This window comes from Pantoea sp. X85 (genome assembly GCF_029623675.1).
Lineage (GTDB): Bacteria > Pseudomonadota > Gammaproteobacteria > Enterobacterales > Enterobacteriaceae > Pantoea > Pantoea leporis.
The window spans coordinates 3367211-3392696 of record NZ_CP121108.1; the positions used below are offsets into that span (position 1 = coordinate 3367211).

At 55.3% G+C, this 25486-nt stretch carries 23 protein-coding genes and 1 other RNA gene; 7 read left to right on the forward strand and 17 right to left on the reverse strand.

All coding sequences use genetic code 11. From position 1 onward, the window contains the following. Positions 1-45 precede the first annotated feature (45 nt). From gcvH to P6287_RS15710, 6 genes are all read right to left on the reverse strand, one after another. Positions 46-432 (reverse strand): glycine cleavage system protein GcvH, encoded by a 387-nt coding sequence (gene gcvH / locus P6287_RS15685; protein ID WP_101761953.1) that lies wholly within the window; start codon positions 430-432, stop codon positions 46-48. A gap of 23 nt (positions 433-455) precedes the next feature. Continuing rightward, the gene (gene gcvT / locus P6287_RS15690) at positions 456-1553 is read right to left on the reverse strand and encodes a glycine cleavage system aminomethyltransferase GcvT (RefSeq protein WP_192412046.1); all 1098 of its coding nucleotides are present in this window, start codon (positions 1551-1553) and stop codon (positions 456-458) included. Between the two features lie 422 nt (positions 1554-1975). Continuing rightward, entirely contained in the window at positions 1976-3178 is a 1203-nt protein-coding gene (gene ubiI, locus P6287_RS15695) for an FAD-dependent 2-octaprenylphenol hydroxylase (RefSeq protein ID WP_101761951.1), read from the reverse strand. Positions 3179-3198: 20 nt separating this feature from the next. Beyond that, the gene (gene ubiH / locus P6287_RS15700) at positions 3199-4377 is read right to left on the reverse strand and encodes a 2-octaprenyl-6-methoxyphenyl hydroxylase (RefSeq protein ID WP_277974051.1); all 1179 of its coding nucleotides are present in this window, start codon (positions 4375-4377) and stop codon (positions 3199-3201) included. Then, entirely contained in the window at positions 4374-5696 is a 1323-nt protein-coding gene (gene pepP, locus P6287_RS15705) for a Xaa-Pro aminopeptidase (protein WP_137386394.1), read from the reverse strand. The genes ubiH and pepP overlap by 4 nt, the downstream gene beginning before the upstream one ends. 50 nt (positions 5697-5746) lie before the next feature. Further along, positions 5747-6328, reverse strand: coding sequence for a YecA family protein (locus P6287_RS15710; protein WP_277974052.1), 582 nt, complete (start codon positions 6326-6328; stop codon positions 5747-5749). A 170-nt stretch (positions 6329-6498) separates the two neighbouring features. On the opposite strand from P6287_RS15710, the gene zapA reads away from it, so the two are divergent. The 3 genes from zapA (at position 6499) to P6287_RS15725 (ending at position 7729) form a co-directional block, all read left to right on the forward strand. Next, entirely contained in the window at positions 6499-6828 is a 330-nt protein-coding gene (gene zapA, locus P6287_RS15715) for a cell division protein ZapA (RefSeq protein ID WP_007890288.1), read from the forward strand. Positions 6829-6868: 40 nt separating this feature from the next. Further along, positions 6869-7052: non-coding RNA, 6S RNA (ssrS, locus tag P6287_RS15720), on the forward strand. Positions 7053-7132: 80 nt separating this feature from the next. Then, on the forward strand, positions 7133-7729 hold the full coding sequence (locus P6287_RS15725) for a 5-formyltetrahydrofolate cyclo-ligase (RefSeq protein ID WP_137386396.1): 597 nt from the start codon (positions 7133-7135) through the stop codon (positions 7727-7729). Between the two features lie 38 nt (positions 7730-7767). On the opposite strand, the gene serA is transcribed toward P6287_RS15725, so the two are convergent. Next, positions 7768-9006, reverse strand: coding sequence for a phosphoglycerate dehydrogenase (gene serA / locus P6287_RS15730; RefSeq protein ID WP_137386397.1), 1239 nt, complete (start codon positions 9004-9006; stop codon positions 7768-7770). A gap of 278 nt (positions 9007-9284) precedes the next feature. Then, positions 9285-9944, reverse strand: coding sequence for a ribose-5-phosphate isomerase RpiA (gene rpiA / locus P6287_RS15735; protein WP_137386398.1), 660 nt, complete (start codon positions 9942-9944; stop codon positions 9285-9287). Positions 9945-10125: 181 nt separating this feature from the next. On the opposite strand from rpiA, the gene P6287_RS15740 reads away from it, so the two are divergent. Further along, entirely contained in the window at positions 10126-11031 is a 906-nt protein-coding gene (locus P6287_RS15740; RefSeq protein WP_007890292.1) for a LysR family transcriptional regulator ArgP, read from the forward strand. A 39-nt stretch (positions 11032-11070) separates the two neighbouring features. Here the strand turns inward: P6287_RS15740 and P6287_RS15745 are convergent, their stop codons facing one another. After that, positions 11071-11799, reverse strand: coding sequence for an oxidative stress defense protein (locus P6287_RS15745; protein ID WP_101761944.1), 729 nt, complete (start codon positions 11797-11799; stop codon positions 11071-11073). Positions 11800-12016: 217 nt separating this feature from the next. Between P6287_RS15745 and P6287_RS15750 the strand changes: the two genes are divergently transcribed. After that, entirely contained in the window at positions 12017-13324 is a 1308-nt protein-coding gene (locus tag P6287_RS15750; RefSeq protein ID WP_277974053.1) for an MFS transporter, read from the forward strand. On the opposite strand, the gene P6287_RS15755 is transcribed toward P6287_RS15750, so the two are convergent. After that, positions 13311-14009: a transcriptional regulator gene (locus tag P6287_RS15755; RefSeq protein WP_101761942.1), complete on the reverse strand. Its 699-nt coding sequence runs from the start codon at positions 14007-14009 to the stop codon at positions 13311-13313. The genes P6287_RS15750 and P6287_RS15755 overlap by 14 nt on opposite strands. Positions 14010-14063: 54 nt before the next feature. Here P6287_RS15755 and P6287_RS15760 point away from each other — a divergent pair, with 54 nt between their 5' ends. Then, positions 14064-16325: an FAD-dependent oxidoreductase gene (locus P6287_RS15760; RefSeq protein WP_277974054.1), complete on the forward strand. Its 2262-nt coding sequence runs from the start codon at positions 14064-14066 to the stop codon at positions 16323-16325. Here the strand turns inward: P6287_RS15760 and argO are convergent. The 6 genes from argO to tkt all read right to left on the reverse strand — a co-directional run bounded on the left by argO (position 16322) and on the right by tkt (position 23891). Next, positions 16322-16945 (reverse strand): arginine exporter ArgO, encoded by a 624-nt coding sequence (gene argO, locus P6287_RS15765; protein WP_110868000.1) that lies wholly within the window; start codon positions 16943-16945, stop codon positions 16322-16324. The genes P6287_RS15760 and argO overlap by 4 nt on opposite strands. A 128-nt stretch (positions 16946-17073) precedes the next feature. Then, positions 17074-17949 carry a small-conductance mechanosensitive channel MscS gene (gene mscS, locus P6287_RS15770; protein ID WP_277974055.1) on the reverse strand — a complete coding sequence of 292 codons (876 nt, stop codon included), beginning with the start codon at positions 17947-17949 and terminating at the stop codon, positions 17074-17076. Positions 17950-18137: 188 nt separating this feature from the next. Further along, the gene (fbaA, locus tag P6287_RS15775; protein WP_110868001.1) at positions 18138-19217 is read right to left on the reverse strand and encodes a class II fructose-bisphosphate aldolase; all 1080 of its coding nucleotides are present in this window, start codon (positions 19215-19217) and stop codon (positions 18138-18140) included. A 104-nt stretch (positions 19218-19321) separates the two neighbouring features. Next, entirely contained in the window at positions 19322-20485 is a 1164-nt protein-coding gene (gene pgk, locus P6287_RS15780) for a phosphoglycerate kinase (protein WP_101761937.1), read from the reverse strand. Positions 20486-20536: 51 nt separating this feature from the next. Continuing rightward, positions 20537-21556, reverse strand: coding sequence for an erythrose-4-phosphate dehydrogenase (epd, locus tag P6287_RS15785; RefSeq protein ID WP_277974056.1), 1020 nt, complete (start codon positions 21554-21556; stop codon positions 20537-20539). Positions 21557-21899: 343 nt separating this feature from the next. Further along, entirely contained in the window at positions 21900-23891 is a 1992-nt protein-coding gene (gene tkt / locus P6287_RS15790; RefSeq protein WP_277974057.1) for a transketolase, read from the reverse strand. A 273-nt stretch (positions 23892-24164) separates the two neighbouring features. Here tkt and P6287_RS15795 point away from each other — a divergent pair, with 273 nt between their 5' ends. Continuing rightward, positions 24165-24917, forward strand: a complete 753-nt coding sequence (locus P6287_RS15795) for a M48 family metallopeptidase (RefSeq protein WP_101761934.1) — start codon at positions 24165-24167, stop codon at positions 24915-24917. Between the two features lie 160 nt (positions 24918-25077). Here the strand turns inward: P6287_RS15795 and P6287_RS15800 are convergent, their stop codons facing one another. Beyond that, the gene (locus P6287_RS15800; protein ID WP_277974058.1) at positions 25078-25482 is read right to left on the reverse strand and encodes a YidB family protein; all 405 of its coding nucleotides are present in this window, start codon (positions 25480-25482) and stop codon (positions 25078-25080) included. Positions 25483-25486 lie beyond the last annotated feature (4 nt).

The window sequence follows — 25486 nt, forward strand, 5'->3', positions numbered from 1 at the left end:
ATAAAAAAGAAGGCGACGCAGCGCGCCACCTTCTGCCACTACCGGTTACTCGTCGATTGCGGCTTTATAGGCATCGGCATCCAGCATCGCGTCGAGTTCTGATTCGTCGCTGGCTTTGATGCGGAACAGCCAACCATCGGCGTACGGCGCGCTGTTCACAAGCTCTGGCGAATCGCCCAGATTGTCGTTCACCGCCACAATCTCACCGCTCAGTGGCGCGTAGATGTCTGAAGCCGCTTTTACCGACTCCGCAACGGCGCAGTCATCACCGGCCGAGAAGGTGGCACCGACGTCTGGCAGATCGACAAACACCATATCGCCCAGCAGTTCCTGTGCGTGTTCGGTGATACCCACAGTGAAGGTGCCGTCGGCTTCTTTACGGACCCATTCGTGGCTATCGCGGTATTTCAATTCATTTGGCACATTGCTCATTGGCCATTTCTCCTGAAAAAAAATTACTGGGCAACCGGCTTACCGGCGCGAACAAAAATCGGTTTGGTGACTTTCACTGGCATTTCACGGTTGCGGATTTCCACAATCGCCTGCTCACCAATGCCGGCTGGCACACGCGCCAGCGCGATGCTGTAACCCAGGGTTGGTGAGAAGGAACCACTGGTAATAATACCTTGCTGCGGCTGACCTTGTTGATCGGTGAAGCGCACCGTTAACCCGTTACGCAGCACCCCTTTTTCGGTCATCACCAGGCCAACCAGCTTTTCGGTTCCGTGCTCGCGCTGCGCTTGCAGGGCATCACGGCCAATGAAATCGCGATCGGCAGGTTCCCAGCTGATGGTCCAGCCCATATTGGCGGCGAGCGGCGAAACGCCCTCATCCATCTCCTGACCGTACAGGTTCATGCCCGCTTCCAGACGCAGCGTGTCACGCGCACCGAGTCCAGCCGGTTTAACGCCTGCGGCCAACAGCTGCTGCCAGAAAGCGGCGGCTTCAGTCGCTGGCATGGCAATCTCATAACCCGCTTCGCCGGTGTAGCCGGTGGTAGCGATAAACAGGTTTTCGGCCTGCACGCCAAAGAAGGGTTTCATGCCGGCAACGGCATCACGCTGAGCGGCGCTCAACAGCGTTTGTGCTTTCTGCTGCGCGTTTGGACCTTGCACCGCAATCAGCGCCAGATCGTCACGTTCGGTCAGCTCAACGCCAAACGGCTGCGCATGCTGTTTAATCCAGGCTAAATCTTTCTCTCGCGTAGCGGAGTTCACCACCAGACGGAAGAAATCTTCGCTCATAAAGTAAACAATCAAATCATCAATGACGCCAGCAGAGGCATTCAACATGCCGGTATACAGGGCTTTGCCCGGCTGGGTCAGCTTGGCGACATCGTTTGCCAGCAGATAGCGCAGGAATTCGCGGGTGCGTGCGCCGTGCAGATCGACGATGGTCATGTGGGAAACATCAAACATGCCGGCATCGTTACGCACCGCGTGATGCTCATCCATTTGCGAGCCGTAATGCAGCGGCATCATCCAACCGTGGAAGTCCACCATGCGTGCACCGCTTGCCTGATGCTGTTCGAATAGAGGCGTTTGCTGAGTCATAACCATCCTGTGAAGACAAGTGAGTGTGACGCGCCTGCGTCGCCTAATGAGGCTGACGCAAACGTTCTCTTTGTGCTGAAGTTATCACCTAATGTGGCAATTAACTATGAGGAAAACGAGGGCGAAACACTACCACCTTTCATCAAATCATCGAACAGCGCCCAGCATAAATCACTGCATTATTGTGATTAGCCTCGCACAAAATACGACTAAATTACTTTCATGCAGCAAATTGAGGGAATACACGCCACAGGATTAAGAAATGGTCCGGCATGCGCAGGGCCGTGACATGAATTAATCTAATGCGAATTAAGGCGTCAAATTAGAATAAATCAAACGAGGCGCGATCGCGGTGCATCGCTGCATCATTGGGGTGCAGCAAAGAAAAACGGCGCCCAATGGGGCGCCGTTAGCTGAGATGATTAGCGTATCCATCTGGGTAGATCGTTAAGCCCCATCGCCTGTTTCAGCATCAGCGGTTTAACGCCAGGTAACGTGTCGGCGAGCTTGAGGCCAACATCACGCAGCAGCTTTTTCGCGGGATGGGTGCCGGCAAACAGCTCGCGAAAACCCTGCATCCCCGCCAGCATCATCGCCGCACTGTGCTTGCGGCTGCGCTCATAGCGACGCAGATAGAGATGCTGACCAATGTCTTTGCCTTCCTGATGCAATCGACGAATTTCACCAATTAATTCAGCCGCATCCATAAAGCCGAGATTTACGCCCTGCCCGGCCAGCGGATGGATGGTGTGGGCGGCATCGCCGACCAGCGCCAAACGGTGCGCGGCAAAGTTACGCGCATAACGTGCCGTCAACGGGAAGGTTTTACGTTCACTCTCGACCTGACACAAGCCAAGACGCATATCAAACGCCACCGACAGCTGCTGATTAAATAGCGCTTCCGGCATCGATTGCAGGCGTGCCGCTTCCTGTGGCGCGAGCGACCAGACGATCGAGCATAAGTGTGGATCCTGCATCGGCAGGAACGCCAGAATACCGTCGCCGTGAAACACCTGACGCGCAATCGCATCATGCGGCATATCGGTGCGGATGTTCGCCACCAGCGCGTGATGCTCGTAATCCCAGAAAGTCAGCGGGATATCCGCTTTATCGCGCAGCCACGAATTGGCGCCGTCGGCCGCCACCAGCAAACGTGCGCTCATCATGCTGCCATCCTGCAACGTAATGAAGGCTTCGTTGTCGCCAAACGCCACTTGCTGCAGCTGCGCCGGGGCAAACAGCGTAATATCGCTGCTCTGACTGGCACGCTGCCACAACGCGCTATGAATCACTTCGTTTTCAATAATATGGCCAAGATGGGATAAACCCTGCTGCTCGTCATCAAAGCTGATTGAGCCAAAGCTGTCCTGATCCCACACTTCCATGCCGTGATAGGCGCTGGCGCGCAGCGCCAGAATGCTCGACCAGACATCGAGCTTTTGCAGCAGACGTTCACTGGCAGCGTTGATGGCGGAGACGCGAATCGACGCATTGGCCGCCGGATCAAACTGTGGCTCGGGTGCTTTTTCCAGCACGGCAACGCGTAAGCCGCTGCCTTGAAGTCCGCAGGCGACGGCCAAACCCACCATGCCGCCTCCGGCAATTGCCACATCAAAAGTTTGCATTGCTGCCCCTTAATTCGTGCTTAACGCTTAACCCAGCCGAGCGTGCGCGCGGCAAGTGGATTTCGTAGCCAAGGCAGATGGTCCATCGCCACCAGCCCAAGATTTCGTCCTGCTACCAACGGCGCATAGCGGTTAGCAAACAGTCGGACTAAACCGTCAGTGACGCCAACAGTGGCGGCACGATCGGGCTGACGTCGCGCGGCAAAATGCTGTAATACCGCGAAACTGCCGGGATCTTGCTGCTGACGATATGCGCCTGCCAGCGTTTCCGCCAGCGACATCACGTCGCGCAGACCCAGGTTGAAGCCTTGTCCGGCGATTGGATGCAGCGTTTGCGCCGCGTTGCCCACCAGCGCCAGACGATGTGTCACCTGACGTTCAGCGGTTTGCAGCGCCAGCGGATAATGCTCGCGTTGACCGGTATGCGTGAAGCGCCCCAGACGCCAGCCGAATGCGCGTTGCAGTTCTTGCAGGAAGGTCGCATCATCCCACTGCTTAATCGTTGCTTGCGCCTCAAGCGGGTGGCACCACACCAGCGACATGCGGTTGCCGGACATCGGCAACAGCGCCAGCGGGCCGTATTCGGTAAAGCGCTCAAAGGCGCGGCCCTGATGCGGCAACTGCGTCGACACGTTGGCGATAACCGCCAACTGCTGATAATCGTCGCGCTGCCAGGTGATACCGCAGGACGCGCCTAAAGGTGAACGCGAACCGTCGGCGGCCACCAGTAATGCGCCTGCCAGCTGTTCGCCGCTGTTCAACATCACCTGCACATTATCCGCCGTACGCGCTACCGAAGTTACATGATCCGGGCAGCGCAGCGTGACGCCCGGCGCTTTTTGCAGGCGTTGAAACAGCCGCTGGCCGACATCAAACAGTTCAACCACCTGACCGAGCGCAGGCAACTGATGATCTTGCGCTTTAAGCGAAACAAAGCCGGTATGACCGCGATCGGAAACGTGAATATCGGTGATGGGCGTGGCGCAATCGGCCAGCGAGCGCCACAGATCGATATCTGCTAACTGCTGACAGGTGCCAGCAGCCAGGGCAATCGCGCGTCCGTCAAAGCCAGGATGTGCGCGGCTGTCGGGCTGGCTGCGCTCAATCAGGGTAACCGGCAGTTGGCCTTGCGTCAGATGTGAAATCGCCAGCGCCAGAGTCGCACCGGTCATGCCGCCGCCGGCAATCAAAATGCTCATGCGTGACGTGCCGCCGCCATCAAGGCTTCAATCGCATCGGCGTCTTTCACTACGCTGTCGGTGAGATTTTCGTTGCCGTCGGCGGTGATGACGATGTCATCTTCGATGCGAATGCCAATGCCGCGATATTGTGGCGGTACTTTGGCATCTGGCGCGATATACAAGCCAGGCTCAACCGTCAGCACCATGCCCGGCTCCAGCACGCGGTCGCGGCTTGGCGTGCCGTAATGGCCGACATCGTGCACATCCAGCCCCAGCCAGTGACTCAAACCGTGCATGAAGAAAGGACGATGCGCCTGCTCTTCAAACAGCGTATCGATATTGCCATCCAGAATGCCGAGATCGACCAGGCCGGTAATCATAATACGCACCACCTCGTCGTTGACGTCATGGATGCTGATGCCCGGACGGAACATCGACAACGCTTTGTTGAGCGAAGCCAGCACGATGTCGTAGATGGCGCGCTGCGGCTCGCTAAAGGTGCCGTTGACCGGGAAGGTGCGGGTGATATCGCCCGCGTAGCCGTGGAATTCACAGCCTGCGTCAATCAGCACTAAGTCGCCATCGCGCATTTCCGATTCGTTTTCGGTGTAGTGCAGAATACAGCCGTTTTCGCCCGAACCGACAATGGTGTTGTACGAGGGGAAACGCGCGCCATGGCGATTGAATTCGTGATGAATTTCGCCTTCCAGCTGATATTCAAACATGCCCGGACGACAGGCTTGCATCGCTCGCGTGTGCGCCAGCGCGCTGATTTTTCCGGCGCGGCGCAGAATCTCAATCTCTTCTGCGCTTTTGAACAGGCGCATGTCGTGCACCCACGGACGCCAGTCGGTAACTGTGTTGGGCGCGCTAAGGTTTTGACGGAAGCCGCGACGCAGTTTGTCCAGCGCGCTGAACACCAGCTGATCGGCTTCTGCATATTCGCCCTGCGCGTGGTAAACCACATCCAGGCCGTTAAGCAGTTGATGCAGCTGCTCGCCGAGGTCATCCCACGGCAAAGCGCGATCGACTCCCAGTTTCGCCGGTGCGGCATCCTGGCCAAGGCGGCGACCAAACCAGATTTCGGCCGTCAGGTCACGCACGCGATTGAACAGCACGCTGTGATTGTGCTTATCATCACTTTTGATTAAGACCAGCAGCGCCTGCGGTTCATTAAAACCGGTGAAGTACCAGAAGTCGCTGTTTTGACGAAAGCTGTATTCGGTGTCGTTGCTGCGCGTCACTTCAGGTGCAGCAAAAATTAACGCCGCACTGCCTGGCGCCATGCGGGCAATCAGCGCCTGACGACGTTGTTGAAACGTATCCAAGGTAATCATGTTTGCACTCCCTGTTGAAGACGGGCCACAACGCACCCGCATTGACGCGCTTAATGTAGCGTAGGTTTCTGTACTTCTGGTGCCGTTGGCTGATGCGGACGCGTGAAGGTGTCATGGCACAGCAGAGCGGCAACGCGCACGTACTCAATCACCTCTTCGAGTGACTGCTCCAGCTCTTCCTGATCTTCATCTTCGTCATAGCCAAGTTGTGCGATGGTGCGCAAATCGTCAATTGCTTCGCCAGTTTCGCCGGTCACTTTCTCCAGCTTCGGTTGCGTGACCCCCAAACCGAGCAGGAAGTGGTTTACCCAACCGGCCAGCGCATCCGCGCGATCGAATACCGTGATGTCATCGTCTTCCGGCAACATCAGCTGGAACATAAAACCTTCGTCTTCCAGCGTGGTCGCCAGGCTTTCATGCAGCGCCTGCAGCGGCTGAGACAGGCTTTGCGAAAACGCCATGCCTTCGTTGGTGAGATCGTGAACCATGGTTTTCCAGCTGGTATCCTGATTGCCGCCGCACAGAATCCCGGAAAGGAGACCATGCATTTCGGCTGGCGTCATGCCCACGCCCTGCTGTGAAAGGGCCGCGGCCAGCACGTTGTAACTCGGCGTTGCGTTCTGTAAAGACATAAGCTTTGGTCGTCGTTGGCAGAATAAGTTCGTGTTATGCTACCACCAGGTGCCTCTGGGTTTCCAGAAAAGGGGTTGTAACTTATAACTCGGGTATATATAGTTTCGCACCTCCCAACCCATTGACCGGTAAGGGAGATGCGATCGAAGTAATCAGTTAGGATGGTGGCATGTCTGCACAACCAGTAGATATTCAAATTTTTGGTCGTTCGTTAAGAGTGAATTGCCCGCCTGAACAGCAAGATGCGCTGAATCTGGCCGCAGAGGATCTCAATCAACGGTTGCAAGATTTAAAAGTTCGCACTAGAGTCACCAATACAGAGCAACTGGTGTTCATCGCCGCGTTAAACATCTGCCACGAGTTGGCACAAGAGAAAGGTAAGACGCGCGACTATGCAGCAAACATGGAACAACGTATCCGCATGCTGCAGCAGACCATTGAACAAGCGTTAGTAGAGCAAGGTCGCATAACTGACCGCCAGGGCCCTAATTTTGAATAAAGCTTCATGGTCACTCATGCTATAGTGACGGTGAAGTAAATTTTCTCTGAGATGTTTGCAAGCGGGCCAGTCCCCTGAGCCGATATTTCATACCAACAGAATGTGACGCTCCACAATTTGTGCGCATGCTCGGTTCGTCCGAGAAGCCTAATAGTTGTGACGGCATGTTCACCTTGAACCAAGGGTTCAAGGGTTACAGCCTGCGGCGGCATCTCGGAGATCTCCATTTAGTAGCAAGTCTGTTTCCCCGGTTCGCATGATATAATCGCTTTTAAGAAGCGATTATTCCGGGGATTTAGATATCATGCCAGCGCCCTCCCTTCTCGACCGTCAAGACATCCGTCAGCATGTGCGCCATTTGCGCCGTAATCTCACGTCTGAGCAACAGGAACAAGCCGCCGATCAGTTGGCTGAACACGCCATCAACATTGCGCCGATCGCTAATGCCCAACGCATTGCGCTGTTTTTATCTGTCGATGGAGAGATCAACACCCGCCCGCTAATCGCCAAACTTTGGCAGCAAAAAAAGCAGGTTTACTTACCGGTGCTTCATCCCTTCTCGCCGGGCAATCTGCTGTTTATCCGTTACACGCCAGAAACGCCACTCGCGCCAAATAAACTTCGCATCCCGGAACCGCCGCTGGATATCACGCAACTGGCCACGCTGGATCAGCTGGATGTGATGCTGGTGCCGCTGGTGGCGTTTGACTATGCTGGCCAACGTTTGGGAATGGGTGGCGGATTCTACGATCGCACGCTGCAAAACTGGCAGCAGCATGGTTTTCTTCCGGTGGGCATCGCACATGATTGTCAGCGCGTAGAAGCATTGCCGGTCGCCGCCTGGGATGTGCCGCTCCCCGCGATTCTGACGCCATCGAAACTATGGCAGTGGGAAGCGTGAGCAGGAAAAACAAAGGGCGCCAATGGCGCCCTGTTTAATCAGTACAGCAGACGGGCGCGGATGGTGCCCGGAATCGCCTTCATCGCCTGCAGCGCTTTATCCGCTGCATCCTGCTCAGCATCAATATCGATCACCACGTAGCCCATAATTGGCGTGGTTTGCAGATACTGCGCGGCGATGTTGATGCCCTGCTCGGCAAAAATCTGGTTGATAGCGGTCAGCACACCCGGACGGTTTTCATGGATGTGCAGCAGACGGCTAGCACTTGCCGCATGCATCGGCAGTGAGACTTCCGGGAAGTTAACCGCAGACAGCGTAGAACCGTTGTCGGAGTATTTCGCCAGCTTGCCAGCCACTTCGATACCGATGTTTTCCTGCGCTTCCTGCGTTGAACCACCAATGTGCGGCGTCAGGATCACGTTATCGAACTCGCACAGCGGTGAGTTAAACGGGTCGCTGTTAGTCGCAGGCTCGACCGGGAAGACGTCGATAGCGGCACCAGACAGATGTTTGTTCGCCAGGGCATCACACAGCGCCGGAATATCGATCACGGTACCGCGCGCGGCGTTGATCAGCAGCGCGCCCGGCTTCATCAGCGCCAGCTCTTCCGCGCCAATCATGTTCTGAGTGGATTGCGTTTCAGGAACGTGCAGGCTGACCACGTCGCTCATGTTGAGCAGATCGGAGAGATGACGCACCTGAGTGGCGTTACCCAGCGGCAGCTTGCTTTCGATATCGTAGAAGAACACATGCATACCGAGGCTTTCTGCCAGTACACCCAGCTGCATGCCGATGTGACCGTAACCGATGATGCCCAGTTTCTTGCCGCGTGCTTCAAACGAACCGTTGGCGACTTTATTCCAGATGCCACGGTGCGCTTTGGCGTTGGCTTCCGGAATGCCACGCAGCATCAGTAGCATTTCGCCAATCACCAGCTCTGCAACAGAACGGGTGTTGGAGAACGGCGCGTTGAACACCGGCACACCGCGTTTCGCCGCTGCACCGAGATCAACCTGGTTGGTACCGATACAGAAGCAGCCGACTGCTACCAGCTTTTCAGCGGCAGCAAAGATCTCTTCAGTCAGTTGGGTACGGGAACGGATACCAATGAAGTGCGCATCGCGGATGGAGGATTTCAGCGACTCCGCATCCAGCGCCCCTTTGTGAAACTCGATGTTGGTGTAGCCTGCTGCACGCAGGTTTTCCAGCGCACTCTGGTGAACGCCTTCCACCAGCAGGAACTTAATCTTGTCTTTTTCCAGTGATACCTTTGCCATTTCCCGACCCTATTCAGAATTCAATGAGGACTACCATAAGGTAGCCTTCTGTCAAAATATCAAAAATTTCGTGCGCAGCAATACAAACGATTGCCTGGGAGCCAGCACGCGCCCACGCGGAGACAGCACAATGCCGTACAAAATCGTGACATCCTTAATGGACGAAGTACGAACTTACTGCTGATGAATCTTTTGTGACATAAGTCACCAAATTTCAGCCTGGTGAGAAAAGATGTTTTCGGATGGAAATAACCGGCGCATTACGCGCGCCGGACAGATCATTTTACGATGGTTTTCACGCCTTCTGCGGTACCAATCAGTGCGACATCCGCACCACGTCCCGCAAACAGGCCAACGGTCACTACGCCCGGCAGCGCATTAATGGTTTTTTCCAGTTCGATGGGATCGAGAATACGCAGATTATGCACGTCGAGAATAATGTTGCCGTTGTCGGTAATGACGTTCTGGCGATACTCCGGCAAGCCGCCGAGTTTGACCAGTTCACGCGCCACATACGAACGCGCCATCGGAATCACTTCAACCGGCAGCGGGAAACGGCCCAGCACATCAACTTCTTTCGATGCATCGGCAATGCAGACAAATTTCTTCGCCACCGCCGCAACGATTTTCTCACGCGTCAGCGCTGCGCCACCGCCTTTGATCATCTGCATCTGCGGATTGATCTCATCGGCGCCATCAACATACACCGACAGCTCATCAATTTCGTTGAGATCGAAGATGTGAATGCCCAGCGCTTTCAGTTTCTCCGTTGAGGCTTCCGAGCTGGAAACCGCACCTTCAATCTGATTCTTCATGGTGCCGAGTGCATCAATAAAATGCGCTGCCGTCGATCCCGTGCCTACGCCGACAATAGTGCCGGGCTCTACGTACTGCAGGGCTGCCCAACCTACCGCTTTTTTCAGTTCATCCTGGGTCATGGTATGTTTAAAACCTGTGCGACATCGAAGTGCGCGTAGTATAAAACAAGGCGCTGTAAAAAAGCGCGACAGTTAGACAGCCGATTTAACGCTTTGGAAGCCAGCCCGCAAAAATGCGCCGCAGCACAATTTGACAGTTTTATGGCATAGTAATGTCCACCCTGAACGAGAGAGAACAACAATGAAACGCCCGGATTATCGAACGCTTCAGGCGCTGGATGCTGTGATTCGCGAGCGCGGCTTTGAGCGTGCGGCACAAAAACTCTGCATTACCCAATCGGCGGTTTCGCAGCGTATTAAACAGCTGGAAAATTTATTTGGTCAGCCGCTGCTGGTGCGCACCGTGCCGCCGCGTCCGACCGAGCAGGGACAAAAGTTACTGGCGTTGTTGCATCAGGTTGAACTGCTGGAAGAGGAGTGGCTGGGTGATGATAACGGTGGAACCACGCCGCTGTTGCTGTCGCTGGCGGTCAACGCCGACAGCCTGGCCACCTGGCTGCTGCCCGCGCTGAAAGACGTGCTGGCCGATTCGCCAGTGCGCCTGAATTTGCAGGTGGAAGATGAAACCCGCACGCAGGAACGTCTACGTCGCGGTGAAGTGGTCGGCGCGGTGAGTATTCAGCCGCAGCCGCTGCCAAGCTGTCTGGTGGATCAACTGGGTGCGCTCGATTATCTGTTCTGCGCCTCACCTGATTTTGCTGCTCGCTATTTCCCGAACGGCGTAACACGCTCTGCGCTGCTGAAAGCGCCGGCGGTGGCATTTGATCATCTGGACGATATGCATCAGGCGTTTTTACAGCAGAACTTTGACCTGTCGCCGGGCAGCGTGCCTTGCCACATCGTTAACTCGTCAGAAGCCTTTGTGCAGCTGGCGCGTCAGGGTTCGGTGTGCTGTATGATTCCGCATCTGCAGATTGAGCGCGAGTTAGCGCAAGGTGAACTGGTGGATTTGACGCCAGGCCTGTATCAGCGTCGTATGCTGTACTGGCACCGGTTTGCGCCGGAAAGTCGTTTAATGCGCAGCGTGACCGACGCGCTGATTGCGCACGGACATCGCGTGCTGCGTCAGGATGTGTTGCCAGCGTAAAGATTCAGGTCGCCCTTCATGGCGACCTGATATCAAACCTTACGGCGTGTTTGGTTTGATTTCAAAGACGACATCCACCTGATCGTCAAAGTGAATGCTCTGCTGCTCGTAAGTTTGCTGCGCGGTGGTATCAGCTTGTACTGCGGCGGCCTTATACATGCGCGCCATCGGCATCGGTTGATAGTTCGCCACGTGATAGCGGATGCTGTAAACCGAACCTAATTTAGCGTTAAACCCTTCTGCCAGCGCGTTAGCCTGTTGCGTAGCATTCGCGATGGCCACTTTACGCGCCTTCTCTTTATAGCTGTCCGGATTCGCCACACCTAACTCGACCGAACGAATTTCATTCAGGCCAGATTTTAACGCGCCATCCAACAGCTCGTTGAGTTTGTCCAGCTGGCGCAGTGTTACCTGTACCTGACGCTCGGCACGATAGCCTTTCAGTACCGACTTACCTTCTTTGGTGTAATCGTACTCTGGCTGCGTGCTGAGGTTTGCCGCATCAATATCTTTTTTCTCGATACCGTTCTTTTGCAGGAAATCGAAATATTGCGCCACGCGGTCATCAGCTTGTTTCTTCGCTTCTGCCGCGTCTTTCGACGAAACATTCACCACAATCGCGAGCGTCGCGAGATCTGGCGTGGCATCAACGCTTGCCTGTCCAGAAGTCACCACATGCGGTCCATTCGGCAATTCGCCTGCCTGAACTAAACCGGACAGTGCGCCCGTGCTCATTACGGCGGCCAGCGCCAGTGCTTTCAGTTTCACGAAAGTCCTCCTTGAGGGATTCAATTTGCAGGTCGCCATTATGGCTAAACCCAAAACACATTAACATGTGTGCTTATCTGATTAGTAAACGGCTCAAAAGTTCGAGCAATCTCCTTTTTAACGTAGCCGCGATCGCAAATTTAGCTGTACGGATTCGCCAATAAAACACTTATTCGTTTCTATTAAAGAAACACCTCTGAGTTCGGGAGAGTTGCCAATGACAGAACAGCCACTTAGCCAAACCGTTGCCAGCGCTCGCGCGGGACGCACGCGCTTTCTGATGCTCGGTCTGGTGTTTATTAACATCATTATCAACTATATGGATCGCACTAACCTGTCGGTTGCCGCTACGGCAATGGCTGGCGAATTGCGCTTCTCGCCCATGGAGATGGGATTGATCTTTTCCGCCTTTGGCTGGATCTACGCTGCGCTACAGATTCCCGGCGGCTTCCTCATCGATCGCCTTGGCGCGCGCGTCGTTTATGGCGTCGGTTTATTTGCCTGGTCGCTGATCACCGCGCTGCATGCGCTTGCCAACAGCTTTGGCGCGCTATTTGGTCTGCGGCTCGGCGTCGGTGCTTTTGAAGCGCCGGTGATGCCCTCCAACAACCGGGTGATCTCTAGCTGGTTCCCGGAGCAAGAGCGCGCCAGTGCCATCGGCATTTACTCCTCAGCGCAGTTTGTCGGCCTGGCGTGTATGACGCCGCTGCTGTTTCATCTGCAGGATGCTTTTGGCTGGCGCGGACTGTTTTTGATCACCGGACTTGCGGGGATGATTTGGGCGCTGGTGTGGTATTGGCTCTACCGCGAGCCGAATCAACATCAAGGCGTGTCAAAAGCTGAGCTCAGCTATCTGCGTGACAACGGTGCGCTGCTGGAGAGTCGACAACATTCGCAGCAGCCCATAGCGCGCTGGGGCGATTTGGCGCAGATGTTCCGCAGTCGTAAATTGGTCGGCATCTATATTGGCCAGTTCACCATTTCCGCCACCTTCTGGTTCTTCCTTACCTGGTTCCCGACGTATCTGGTGGAGTATCGTCACATGGGCTTCATCAAAAGCGGCTATGTTGCTTCGGTGCCCTACTTCGCCGCCTTCTGTGGCGTGCTGCTGGCCGGATTTGCCTCAGATCGCATGATACGTCGCGGTATCTCCGCTAGCGTGGCGCGCAAGCTACCGGTGATTCTCGGCCTGTTCCTGACGCTGTTTATCCTTGGCGCCAATTACACCGACGATTCCACGCTGATTATTCTGTTTATGTCGCTGGCGTTCTTCGGCAACGGCCTGGCGACCATTACCTGGGTGTTTGTCACGGCGCTGGCGCCGCGCCACTTAATTGGTCTGGCGGGCGGGGTATTTAACTTCACCGGTGCGCTGTCATCCATCGTGGTGCCGATTGCCATTGGTGCGTTAATCGACGGCGATAACTTCGCGCCAGCCCTGGCATTTATTGCCGTGCTGGCCGCGATTGGCATCTGCAGTTACCTGTTTATTGTCGGGAAAATCGATCATGTTAACGCGGGGTGAACACGGTTTGCGCCAGCGATTGCAACTGTTGCAGGCGCTGCGCGAGGTGCGCCTCATCGTCCTGCCAGATTTTGGCGAACGCCAATGCCGCGCGATTGTGATCAATCGGCTGCGCCATACTGATTTCGCCATCATCGCGGTGCCAGATCAGGTAACCCTCAGCACGCTTACGCGCCAGCAGCGGCGCGATTTGCAGCCACTGTTCTTCGCTAAAACGCGGGCGCAGCGCCTCGTCACTTTCCGCCGCCAGCAACGACACGCCAATCACCGATTGCCACGCGGGCAGCATGCGGAAACCGGCCAGCGCCTGGCTGGCGTTGATGCGTTCACCGGGTTCCGAGTGCCAGATATAGATCACCTGATCCTCCCACAGCACGCCCAGCGCCACCACGATATCGCGCGGCGCGTGACGTTCCAGCTGCGGCAACGCCTGCGCGAACAGCGAAGATCCGCGAATCGCCTGTGCCGCCAGCGCGTGAATACCGGGGCCAGGCAGATAGCGTCGATGCTCATCCTGCGTCGTCAGTCCAATCGACGCCATGGTCATCAGCAGTCGATTCACACGCGTGCTGTTCATCCCCATCTGGCGCGCCAGTTCACGGCAACCCACGGCCTTATCACTGGACACCAGATATTGCAGACAGCGAATACCGTCAATCAGGCTTTGGTTCGGTTGAGAAGACATAGATCACCTGCGGCGGGCAAACTCCAATCTTAGCCTTAGAGTCAGAGGAATGAAATGATGCAGACTTTCTCTACGCAAAATGAGCGCCACTTTCCGCAACAACGACTACAAGCGGAGTTACTGATCGTCGGCGGTGGACTGGCGGGCGTGTGTGCCGCGCTGGCCGCCGCACGCGATGGCCTTGATGTGGTGCTGATTCAGGATCGCCCGGTGCTGGGCGGCAACGCTTCCAGCGAAGTGCGCTTGTGGGCCAACGGTGCGACCTCACACATGGGCAATAACAATCGTTGGGCGCGCGAAGGCGGCATCATGGGCGAGATCATGGAGGAGAACCTGTGGCGCAATAAAGAGGGCAATCCGGTACTGTTCGATATGGTGCTGCTGGACATCGTACAGGCGCAGCCCGGCGTGACTTTGCTGCTCAATACGGTGGTGACCGATATCGAAAAATCTGGCCGCCGTTTGCTGTCAGTGCAGGCGTTCAATGCCATTAATCAAACGCGTTATCGGGTTTCGGCTACACAATTTATCGATGCCAGCGGCGATGGCGTATTGGGCTATCTGGCCGGTGCAGCGCATCGCGTGGGCGCGGAATCCGTGGAGGAGTTTGGCGAGAAGATGGCGCCGGGCGAGAATTTCGGCCATAAGCTCGGACATTCGATTTACTTCTACACCAAGCGCACGGCACAACCGGTACGCTTCGTTGCGCCCTCTTTCGCACTAAAAGAGATCACCGCCATTCCGCGCTATAAACGGCTGAGTTCAGAGCTGAACGGCTGCGATTTATGGTGGCTGGAGTGGGGCGGACGGCTCGATACCGTGCATGAGAGCGAAACCATCAAGTGGGAACTGTGGAAAATTGTCTGGGGCGTGTGGGATTACATCAAAAACTCCGGTGAATTTCCCGATGCCGATAACCTCACCATCGAATGGGTGGGCCTGATTCCCGGCAAGCGCGAGAGCCGGCGTTTTCTCGGCGAGACGATGCTGTGCCAACAGGACATCATCGAACAACGCGACCACTATGATGCAGTGGCGTATGGTGGCTGGTCGATTGATCTGCATCCGGCCGACGGCGTCTACAGCGAACACGATGGCTGTCGTCAGTTCCACAGCAAAGGGACTTACACCATTCCCTTCCGCGCGCTCTACAGCCAGTCGCTGGACAATCTGCTGCTCACCGGCCGATTGATCTCCGCTACGCACGTAGCCTTTGGCAGCGCACGCGTCATGTGCACCTGCGGCGTGCTGGGCGAAGTGGTGGGCCGCGCGGCGGCGCTGTGCCAGCAACAGCAGATCACGCCCGCCGAACTGGCGCAGCCTGAGCGCGTTGGGCAGCTGCAGCAGCATCTGCTGCGTCAGGGTGCGTTTATCCCGCGACATCCGTTGGCCAACCCAGCGCGCCAGGCGCATGTCACGGTGAGCAGCACCTTAGAGTTGCGCGCCCTGCCCGCCGATGCCGATTGGCAGCCGCTGCAATCTCGCTGTGCGTTGCTGCTGCCGCTCAAAGCGGGCGAACGCTTGCCGGCAATCAGTGTGCAGCTGCGCGCCGCCAACGCGCAAAAATTACAGGTATCGCTGCTCACCAGCGCTAATCCGGCCAATACCTGCGGCGACTGCCAACTGAGCACGCAAAGCATCACGGTTACTGAGCAAGGCACTTATCGACTGAGCTTTGATTATCGCGCCGATTGCGATCGCTATCTGTTTATCGCCTTTGAGGAGAACGCTGCGATTGAGGTTGCATTAACCAGCCAGCGTTTGCCGGGCGTGATGATGGTGTTCAACAGTCTCAATCCGCGCGTGGCGAAACGCACACGCCAGATTAACGATGGCGATTACGGCGTTGATGAGTTTGATTTCTGGCTGCCGCGCCGGGCTCCACAGCAAATCCTGCTGGCCTTTGCGCTGGAAACGCCGCTGCAGCTTTGGCACCGCGACTATCTGCTCAACGGCAAGCTGCGGCCGGAACAGCACACTAACTGCTGGGTGCCGGCGCAGGATGACACGCATCCCAACGTCAGCTGGCATTGGAATGAACCGCAGCAGGCGAAACACATTACCTTGCTGTTTGACAACGACTTCGACCATGCGATGGAAACGGTGCAAATGGGCCACGCGCTGGCTGTGACGCCGCACTGCACCACGCATTATCGCGTATGGCTGGATGAGATGCTTTTGGCAGACGTGACGGAAAATCATCACTCGCTGTGTCATCACTTGGTACCAGAAGGCGTGAGTTTTAGCCAGATTCGACTTGAGTTGCTCGCCAGTGCGGGCGCGCTGCCCGCACTGTACGGATTACATCTGCATTAGAGTGCAGCAATGCCCTGACGCGCCAGCTGAATGGCGATAAACCACATCACGCCGCCGACCAGCAAATTGATAATGCGCTGCGCCCGCACGGTGCGCAGCCGCGGCGACAGCCACGCGGCCAGCAGCGCCAGGCCGAAGAACCAAATAATTGAGGCACTCACGGTGCCAAATGCAAACCAACGACGCGCGTCTTCAGACGGAAGCTGGCTACCGAGGCTGCCGAGCACCACAAAGGTGTCGAGATAGACGTGCGGATTGAGCCAGGTCACCGCCAGAATAGTAGCGATGATGCGCCAGCGACCTTGCTTTATCTCCGCATCAGATGCCAGCGACACATCACCTTGCCATGCAGCGCGCAGCGCGCCCCAACCGTACCACAGCAAAAACGCCACGCCCGCCCAAGTGATCAGCATCAGTAAGAGAGGCGATTGATTCAGCAACGCGCTGCCGCCAAAAATCCCACCACAGATCAGCGCAATATCGCTAAGGGTACACAGCGATGCGGTCATCAAGTGGTAATGGCGCTTAATGCCCTGATTCATCACAAAAGCATTTTGCGGGCCTAACGGCAAAATCAGCGCAGCACCAAGGGCAAGCCCTTGTAAATAAACAGATAACACGGAAATAACCTTAATAACTGAGGAGATGCGATGCAGTATAGTGACGCGAAGATATTAGAGGAAATTGAAATATTTAATAGGCTATTAGAATGTGTAATAAAAAAGGCACCCGCAGGTGCCCTTCTCTATTATTCGCTGCGTGAAGGCTGTTGTTGCTCGCTCTTCACCTGATGCAGATGCACATCCATCTGCGGGTAAGGAATGCCGATGCCGTTCGCGTCCAGCGTACGTTTGAAGTTCTTCATCAGATCCCAATAGACGTTTTGCAGATCGCTGCTTTTACTCCAGCAACGCACCACAAAATTGAGCGATGAAGCCGCCAGTTCATTTAGGCCGATCTGTACGCCGAGGTCTTGCAGTACGCGCTCGTCCGCATCAACCACTTCACGTAACAGGCTAATAACCTGATCGACATCCGCATCGTAAGCCACACCAATAATGAACTCGTTGCGACGGATCGGTTCACGTGAATAGTTAACGATATTGCCGGCGATAATTTTACCGTTAGGTACCACCACGATTTTGCCATCAGCGCTTTTCAGCGTAGTGGAGAAAATCTGCACGTTCTGTACGGTACCCATCACGCCGCCGAGATCGACAAACTCACCGGTTTTGAACGGGCGGAAGGTCACCAACAGCACGCCAGCAGCCAGGTTGGACAGCGAACCTTGCAGCGCCAAACCCACAGCCAAGCCAGCAGCACCCAGTACGGCAATCACTGAGGCGGTTTGTACGCCAACGCGTCCCAGTGCAGCAATGACGGTAAAAGCGATAATTCCGTATCGCACCATTGCAGAAAGGAAATCTGCCACAGTGGCATCAATATGACGCGCTAGCAGAACGCGGTTAATCGCATTGGAGACGATGCGCGCAATGAACATACCAATGATGATGGTAATAATCGCCGCCACAATATTGACCGCATAGCTCAGGATCAACGCCTGATTACGTATCAGCCATCCACCAGCACTATTAATGCCATCAACGACATGTAAATCTTCCATTTGTTAGCCCTGTTGTTGAGTTTCCCGCGGGAAATTGCCAAAAACTGCCAGATTGACTCCGACACTCCGAATACAAGGGTAAACAAAAATAAGGCGAAGCGCCAAAAATGGCCTGAATTCGTGGGATTTTCTGGATGAGACGCATAAAAAAAGGCCCTTGCGGGCCTTTTTTGTACTGTACGGAAAAATTACAGTACGTCGACAGCGTTAAGCTCTTTGAAAGCCTGCTCCAGGCGAGTCACCATGGAAGCCTGCGCTGAGCGCAGCCATACGCGTGGATCATAGTATTTCTTGTTCGGGCTATCCACGCCTTTAGGGTTGCCCAATTGGCCTTGCAGATATGCTTCGTTTTCTTTGTAGAACTTCAGAATACCGTCCCATGTTGCCCACTGGGTATCGGTATCGATGTTCATTTTAATTACGCCGTAACCAATTGATTCTTTGATTTCTTCTGGAGATGAACCTGAACCGCCGTGGAACACGAAATCGAGCGCGTTATGCGGCAAGTTGTGTTTTTTAGTCACGTATTCCTGAGAATCACGCAGGATGGTCGGCGTCAGTTTCACGTTGCCTGGCTTGTACACGCCGTGCACGTTACCGAATGAAGCAGCGATGGTGAAACGTGGGCTGATTTTGCTCAGCTCGGTGTAAGCGTAATCAACGTCTTCTGGCTGAGTGTACAGCGCAGAAGCGTCCATGTGGCTATTGTCCACGCCGTCTTCTTCGCCACCGGTACAACCCAGTTCGATTTCCAGGGTCATATCCAGTTTGGCCATGCGCGCCAGATACTTAGAAGAGATCTCGATGTTCTCTTCCAGTGACTCTTCAGACAGGTCGATCATGTGAGAAGAGAACAGCGGCTTACCGGTTTTCTTGAAGTGCTCTTCACCCGCGTCCAGCAGACCGTCGATCCACGGCAGCAGTTTCTTGGCGCAGTGGTCGGTATGCAGGATTACTGGCACACCGTACTGTTCAGCCATCAGATGCACATGGTATGCACCCGCGATAGCGCCGAAGATAGCCGCGCCCTGCGGCTTGTCGGTTTTGAAACCTTTACCGGCGATGAAGGCAGCACCACCATTGGAGAACTGAACGATGACCGGCGCTTTCACTTTGGCCGCAGCTTCCAATACCGCGTTAATAGAATCCGTGCCGACGCAGTTAACTGCTGGCAGAGCGAATTTGTTCTCTTTCGCTACCTGGAAAATTTTCTGAACGTCGTCACCAGTGACAACGCCGGGTTTTACGAAATCAAAAATTTTAGACATGTTTGTGTCCCGTTTCGTTACCGTTCATCCCCGAAGGGATTGCGATTTGTGTGCCCCATAAAGGGCTAGCCTTCAGGCGACGCCCAAGCGTCGCCCCCAAAGAGTTACTGCTTCGCGCGCTCTTCCAGCATAGCAACTGCTGGCAGTTTTTTACCTTCCACGAACTCGAGGAATGCGCCGCCGCCGGTAGAGATGTAAGAGATCTTATCTTCGATACCGAACAGATCGATTGCAGCCAGCGTATCGCCGCCGCCTGCCACTGAGAATGCATCGCTATCGGCGATTGCATTTGCCACGATTTCGGTACCTTTACGGAAGTTCGGGAACTCGAACACGCCAACCGGACCGTTCCACAGAATGGTTTTCGCGCCTTTCAGAATAGCGGCCATCGCCTGTGCGGTTTCGTCGCCGAAGTCCATAATCTCTTCGTTATCCGCCACTTCGGAAACCTTTTTCACGGTTGCCGGGGCAGTTTCAGAGAATTCCGTGCCTACGCGAGAATCAGTAGGAACCGGGATACCAAACTGATCACGCAGACCTTTTGCTGCTTCGACGAAGTCTGGCTCATACAGAGATTTACCGACGTTGTTATCGATAGCCACGAAGGTATTCGCGATACCGCCGCCGACAATAACGGTGTCAGCAATCTTCACCAGCGACTGCAGCACATCAAATTTGGTCGACACTTTAGAACCGCCAACCACAGCAACCAGCGGACGCTCTGGATTACTCATCACTTTGCCCAGCGCTTCCAGCTCAGCTGACAGCAGCGGACCGGCACATGCGATTGGGGCAAATTTGCCCACGCCGTGGGTAGAAGCCTGTGCGCGGTGCGCGGTACCGAAGGCATCCATCACGAACACGTCGCACAGTGCGGCATATTTCTTCGACAGCCCTTCTTCGTCTTTTTTCTCACCTTTATTAAAGCGCACGTTTTCCAGCACAACCAATTCGCCCGCGCCGACTTCAACGCCGTCGAGGTAATCTTTTGCCAGGGTAACGTTGGTGCCGTTCAGTTTATCTTTCAGGTAGTTAACAACCGGCAGCAGGGAAAACTCTTCGTTGTATTCACCTTCGGTCGGACGACCCAGGTGAGAGGTAACCATCACTTTCGCGCCCTGTTTCAACGCCGCTTCGATGGTAGGCAGAGAAGCACGAATACGTGCATCTGACGTCACTTTCCCTTCTTTCACTGGCACGTTGAGATCGGCACGGATCAGAACGCGTTTACCAGCAAGATCCAGATCGGTCATCTTAATTACAGACATGGTGAACCCTCTCGTTGATTCTCATAAGTTTTGCCAGACGCAGTCCGCGTCTTACCTGAAACCGCTTGCGGCCATTGCTAACGTGGTGTCGATCATGCGGTTAGCAAAGCCCCATTCGTTGTCACACCAAACCAGCGTTTTGATAAGGTGATGACCACTGACCCGCGTTTGCGTGCCATCGACTATGGCACTGTGCGGATCATGGTTAAAATCTACTGAGACTAACGGTAATTCCGTATAGTCAACTATACCACGAAACGCCCCTTCTGACGCGTTTTGCAGCAACGCGTTGACCTCACACGCCTTCACCGCTTCGCGCACCGACACGCTCAGATCAATGGCTGTCACGTTGATGGTGGGCACGCGCACGGCAATCGCCTCAAAGCGATCGTTAAATTTCGGAAAAATACGGGTAATGCCAGCAGCGAGACGCGTATCTACCGGAATGATCGATTGGCTGGCGGCGCGGGTACGACGCAGATCGCTGTGATAGGCGTCGATCACCTGCTGATCGTGCATCGCCGAGTGAATGGTGGTCACGGTGCCCGACTCAATGCCAAAGGCGTCATCCAGCAACTTGATCACCGGAATAATGCAGTTGGTGGTGCAGGATGCGTTGGAGACAATGCGGTCAGTTTGTTTAAGAGCTTGTTCGTTGACACCGAACACGACAGTGGCATCGAGATCGTTGCCGCCCGGATGCGAGAACAACACTTTCTTCGCGCCCGCCTGTAAATGGGCTTCGCCATCATCACGGCTGCCATACACACCGGTGCAATCCAGCACGATATCGACACTCAGCTCGCGCCACGGCAGCACATCTATTTCGGCCAGATGCAGGATGCGAATGGTGTCGTCACCGACAAACAGCTGATCGCGCTCCTGGCGCACATCAAAGGCAAAACGGCCGTGGCTGGTGTCGTACTTCAGCAGATGCGCCATGCCGGCGGCGTCTGCCAACTCATTAATGGCGACCACGGTGATCTCAGCCCGGCGACCGGTTTCATACAGGGCACGCAACACATTACGCCCGATACGACCAAAACCATTTATTGCTACGCGAACGGTCATCTCTACCTTCAACCACACCCGAAAAAACGTGCCGATTAGCCTGAGCGTTTCACACCGGTTTGTACAGGGAATTATTGCTTACCCACATGAGTGAGATGCACGATTTCGCTCACAACTGAAACGGTTCAGCTAGAGTAATGCAAGAGAGGAATAACGGGAATGATTGCGATCAAGTGAGTGGCTGAATATTGGATCTACGTCACAAATTTTCCACTGACGGATTATTACTGCAGGAATAATTGAACCGTTTCAGGTTAGATACGCCTGCATTGCAGGTGCGCGCGATGAATCGCGCCGCTACAGGCTGTGCTTAACCGGTAGCGGCGCAATTTACTGCGCAAAGTTACAGAATCGATTTCGCCGTTTTCACCACGTTCTCAACCGTAAAACCAAACTCTTTGAACAGCTGATCCGCAGGCGCTGACTCACCGAAGGTGGTCATACCGACGATCGCGCCGTTCAGGCCGGTGTATTTGAACCAGTAATCCGCGATACCCGCTTCAATCGCCACGCGTGCGGCAACCGCTTTTGGCAGCACGGATTCACGGTACGCCGCGTCCTGCTTGTCGAAGGCGTCGGTGGATGGCATAGACACCACGCGCACCTTGCGGCCTTCCGCCGTCAGCTGATCAAACGCAGCCACTGCCAGTTCCACTTCTGAACCGGTGGCGATCAGGATCAGCTCTGGCGTACCTTGGCTGTCCTTCAGCACGTAACCGCCGCGCGCCACGTTGGCCAGCTGCTCAGCGCTACGATCCTGCTGCGCCAGGTTCTGACGCGAGAAGATCAGCGCCGACGGGCCGTCAACGCGCTCAATCGCGTACTTCCACGCCACCGCTGACTCAACCTGGTCGCACGGGCGCCACAGGCTCATGTTTGGCGTCACGCGCAGGCTGGCCATCTGCTCAACCGGCTGGTGCGTCGGGCCATCTTCGCCCAGACCAATTGAGTCGTGGGTGTAGACCATAATCTGACGGATCTTCATCAGCGCGGCCATACGTGCGGCGTTGCGCGCGTACTCGACGAACATCAGGAAGGTGGCGGTGTACGGCAGGAAGCCGCCGTGCAGCGCGATACCGTTGGCGATCGCGGTCATACCGAACTCGCGCACGCCGTAATGGATGTAGTTGCCCGCCGCATCTTCGTTGATCGGCTTCGAGCCGGACCACATGGTGAGGTTGCTCGGCGCGAGGTCAGCGGAGCCGCCCAGATATTCCGGCAGGATTTTGCCGAAGGCTTCGATGGCGTTTTGCGAGGCCTTACGGCTGGCAATTTTCGCCGGACTGGCCTGCAGCTGCTCAATGAACTTCTGCGACTCGCTGGCCCAGTTCGCCGGCAGCTCATTGTTCACGCGGCGCTTAAACTCGGCAGCCAGCTCCGGATGTGCGGCGGCGTAGGCGGCAAACTTCTGGTCCCACGCGGACTCTTTCGCCTGACCGGCTTCTTTGGCATCCCACTGCGCGTAGATGTCTGAAGGGATTTCAAACGGACCGTGGTTCCAGCCCAGCTGCTTGCGGGTCAGCGCGATTTCATCGGCACCCAGCGGCGCGCCGTGCGAGTCGTGCGTACCGGCTTTGTTCGGCGAACCAAAACCGATAACGGTTTTGCACATCAGCAGTGAAGGCTTGTCGGAAACCGCTTTGGCTTCTTCCACCGCTTTTTTAATCGCGTCCGCATCGTGACCGTCCACGCCGCGCACCACGTGCCAGCCGTAGGCTTCGAAACGTTTGGCGGTATCGTCGGTGAACCAGCCGTCAACGTGACCGTCGATGGAGATGCCGTTGTCGTCATAGAAAGCAACCAGTTTGCCCAGCTTCAGCGTACCGGCGATGGAGCAGACTTCGTGTGAGATGCCTTCCATCATGCAGCCGTCGCCCATAAACACGTAGGTGTTATGGTCTACGATGTCATGACCCGGACGGTTGAACTGCGCCGCCAGCGTGCGCTCGGCAATGGCAAAACCCACTGCGTTAGCGATGCCCTGACCCAGCGGGCCGGTGGTGGTTTCAACGCCTGCGGTGTAGCCATATTCCGGGTGGCCTGGAGTTTTAGAGTGCAGCTGACGGAAGTTCTGCAGCTCGCTCATTGGCAGATCGTAGCCAGTGAGGTGCAGCAGGCTATAAATCAGCATTGAGCCGTGACCGTTCGACAGCACAAAGCGGTCGCGGTCTGCCCACAGCGGGTTAGTAGGGTTATGGTTCAGGAAGTCACGCCACAGCACTTCGGCAATGTCCGCCATGCCCATTGGGGCACCCGGATGTCCCGAATTGGCTTTCTGTACTGCATCCATACTTAACGCGCGAATGGCGTTGGCAAGCTCTTTACGAGAGGGCATCTTCTACTCCAGGTCGGATTAATGCTCCGCCACGCTTAACTTATTGTAATTAATCAGTTATAAGGCGAAGCGAGAAAAAAGTCGCACATCAATGTACATGAAAATCAGGACAAAAGTACATGCATCTGGGTGCTAAATCACGGGTAACCGTTTGCATTTCCGGGCTTGTCTGCTAGTCATTGAACAACATGCGAGCTATAACCAAAGCGTTTAAACACCTGGGCCAGTTTCAGGTGTTTGTTTTCTTTACCTTGTTACCCAAAGGATGCCGATATGAAAATGAGAGCCACAATTGTTGCTCTGGGAATGGCTTCGCTGCTGAGCGGCTGCGAGGGGTTTGATAACAATGCGCTGCTACAATCGGGTGCGCAGGCTTATCAGGCCTATGCGCTGAACGATACGCAGGTAAAAGAGTTGAGCGATCAATCCTGTGCGCAGATGGATAAAGACAATCAGGTTGCGCCCGCTAACAGTGAATACCAGCAGCGCCTGAACAAAATCGCGGCGGCGCTAGGCGACAACATCAACGGCGTGCCTGCCAACTACAAGGTTTATCAGACCAAAGACGTTAACGCCTGGGCGATGGCGAACGGTTGTATCCGCGTCTATAGCGGGTTGATGGATATGATGACCGATAACGAAGTCGAAGGTGTGCTGGGCCATGAAATGGGCCACGTCGCGCTGGGCCATACGCGCAAAGCGATGCAGGTGGCGCTGACGACCACCGCAACGCGCACCGCTGCGGCTTCTGTCGGCGGCGTGATTGGCTCGCTGTCACAATCACAATTGGGTGAAATGGGTGAGAAGCTGGTGAATGCGCAATTCTCGCAAACTCAGGAAACACAAGCCGATGACTACTCGTTCGACCTGCTGAAAAAGCGCGGCATTGATCCGATGGGATTAGCGACCAGCTTTGAGAAGCTAGCGAAACTGGAGCAAGGAAGACAGAGTTCGATGTTTGATTCGCATCCGGATTCGGAAGCCCGCGCCCAGCATATTCGTGAGCGTATTGCGGCTGGGAAATAGATCGTGCTTGCTGTCCCCCTCCTCGGTCCTCCCCCATGAATGGGGGAGGAAGATGCTGCCACATGTCAGTGAGGAAGCTGCATTTAGCTGCTTCTCCTTCCCCCATTCATGGGGGAAGGCCGGGATGGGGGACATAAGCAAAGATCAAAGCAAACAATCTTCAACGCTTAAACAATCCATCCACCATCGCACCCAAATCCTGGGTATTCGACGTCTTAATGTGGCCCTGCGGCGACAGCTTATCAATCACCTGCGGCAATAAGGCAGCCAGCGTACCGGACGCACCCTGTACATCGGTGCCGAGCTTATCCGCTAGCGACTGCAGCTGATCATTGCCAAGCGCATTTTGAATCTCGCCGCCATCAATCGACATGTTACTGCCGCTGCCAAGCCAGTTATTCAGCACCTGCCCGAGTCCGCCCTGTTGAAACTTCTGCAGCAGCACTTCAACGCCGCCCTGTTCCTGCACCCAGTTCCAGATTGCCATCAGCTGTTGCATCTGGTTGCCCTGCCCGCTTCCGTTGCTGTTTCCCAGCGATCCAGCTAAATCGTCCAGTAAACCCATAGTC

Bases quoted from the DNA above. Each gene is read 5' to 3' on its own strand.
- P6287_RS15740 (WP_007890292.1), top strand. From the start codon at position 10,126: ATGAAACGCCCGGATTATCGAACGCTTCAGGCGCTGGATGCTGTGATT.
- P6287_RS15710 (WP_277974052.1), bottom strand. From the start codon at position 6,328: ATGTCTTTACAGAACGCAACGCCGAGTTACAACGTGCTGGCCGCGGCC.
- gcvT (WP_192412046.1), bottom strand. From the start codon at position 1,553: ATGACTCAGCAAACGCCTCTATTCGAACAGCATCAGGCAAGCGGTGCA.
- P6287_RS15755 (WP_101761942.1), bottom strand. From the start codon at position 14,009: ATGTCTTCTCAACCGAACCAAAGCCTGATTGACGGTATTCGCTGTCTG.
- P6287_RS15760 (WP_277974054.1), top strand. From the start codon at position 14,064: ATGATGCAGACTTTCTCTACGCAAAATGAGCGCCACTTTCCGCAACAA.
- P6287_RS15800 (WP_277974058.1), bottom strand. From the start codon at position 25,482: ATGGGTTTACTGGACGATTTAGCTGGATCGCTGGGAAACAGCAACGGA.
- rpiA (WP_137386398.1), bottom strand. From the start codon at position 9,944: ATGACCCAGGATGAACTGAAAAAAGCGGTAGGTTGGGCAGCCCTGCAG.
- gcvH (WP_101761953.1), bottom strand. From the start codon at position 432: ATGAGCAATGTGCCAAATGAATTGAAATACCGCGATAGCCACGAATGG.
- epd (WP_277974056.1), bottom strand. From the start codon at position 21,556: ATGACCGTTCGCGTAGCAATAAATGGTTTTGGTCGTATCGGGCGTAAT.
- zapA (WP_007890288.1), top strand. From the start codon at position 6,499: ATGTCTGCACAACCAGTAGATATTCAAATTTTTGGTCGTTCGTTAAGA.
- P6287_RS15725 (WP_137386396.1), top strand. From the start codon at position 7,133: ATGCCAGCGCCCTCCCTTCTCGACCGTCAAGACATCCGTCAGCATGTG.
- pepP (WP_137386394.1), bottom strand. From the start codon at position 5,696: ATGATTACCTTGGATACGTTTCAACAACGTCGTCAGGCGCTGATTGCC.
- ubiI (WP_101761951.1), bottom strand. From the start codon at position 3,178: ATGCAAACTTTTGATGTGGCAATTGCCGGAGGCGGCATGGTGGGTTTG.
- P6287_RS15795 (WP_101761934.1), top strand. From the start codon at position 24,165: ATGAAAATGAGAGCCACAATTGTTGCTCTGGGAATGGCTTCGCTGCTG.
- mscS (WP_277974055.1), bottom strand. From the start codon at position 17,949: ATGGAAGATTTACATGTCGTTGATGGCATTAATAGTGCTGGTGGATGG.
- pgk (WP_101761937.1), bottom strand. From the start codon at position 20,485: ATGTCTGTAATTAAGATGACCGATCTGGATCTTGCTGGTAAACGCGTT.
- fbaA (WP_110868001.1), bottom strand. From the start codon at position 19,217: ATGTCTAAAATTTTTGATTTCGTAAAACCCGGCGTTGTCACTGGTGAC.
- P6287_RS15750 (WP_277974053.1), top strand. From the start codon at position 12,017: ATGACAGAACAGCCACTTAGCCAAACCGTTGCCAGCGCTCGCGCGGGA.
- serA (WP_137386397.1), bottom strand. From the start codon at position 9,006: ATGGCAAAGGTATCACTGGAAAAAGACAAGATTAAGTTCCTGCTGGTG.
- tkt (WP_277974057.1), bottom strand. From the start codon at position 23,891: ATGCCCTCTCGTAAAGAGCTTGCCAACGCCATTCGCGCGTTAAGTATG.
- ubiH (WP_277974051.1), bottom strand. From the start codon at position 4,377: ATGAGCATTTTGATTGCCGGCGGCGGCATGACCGGTGCGACTCTGGCG.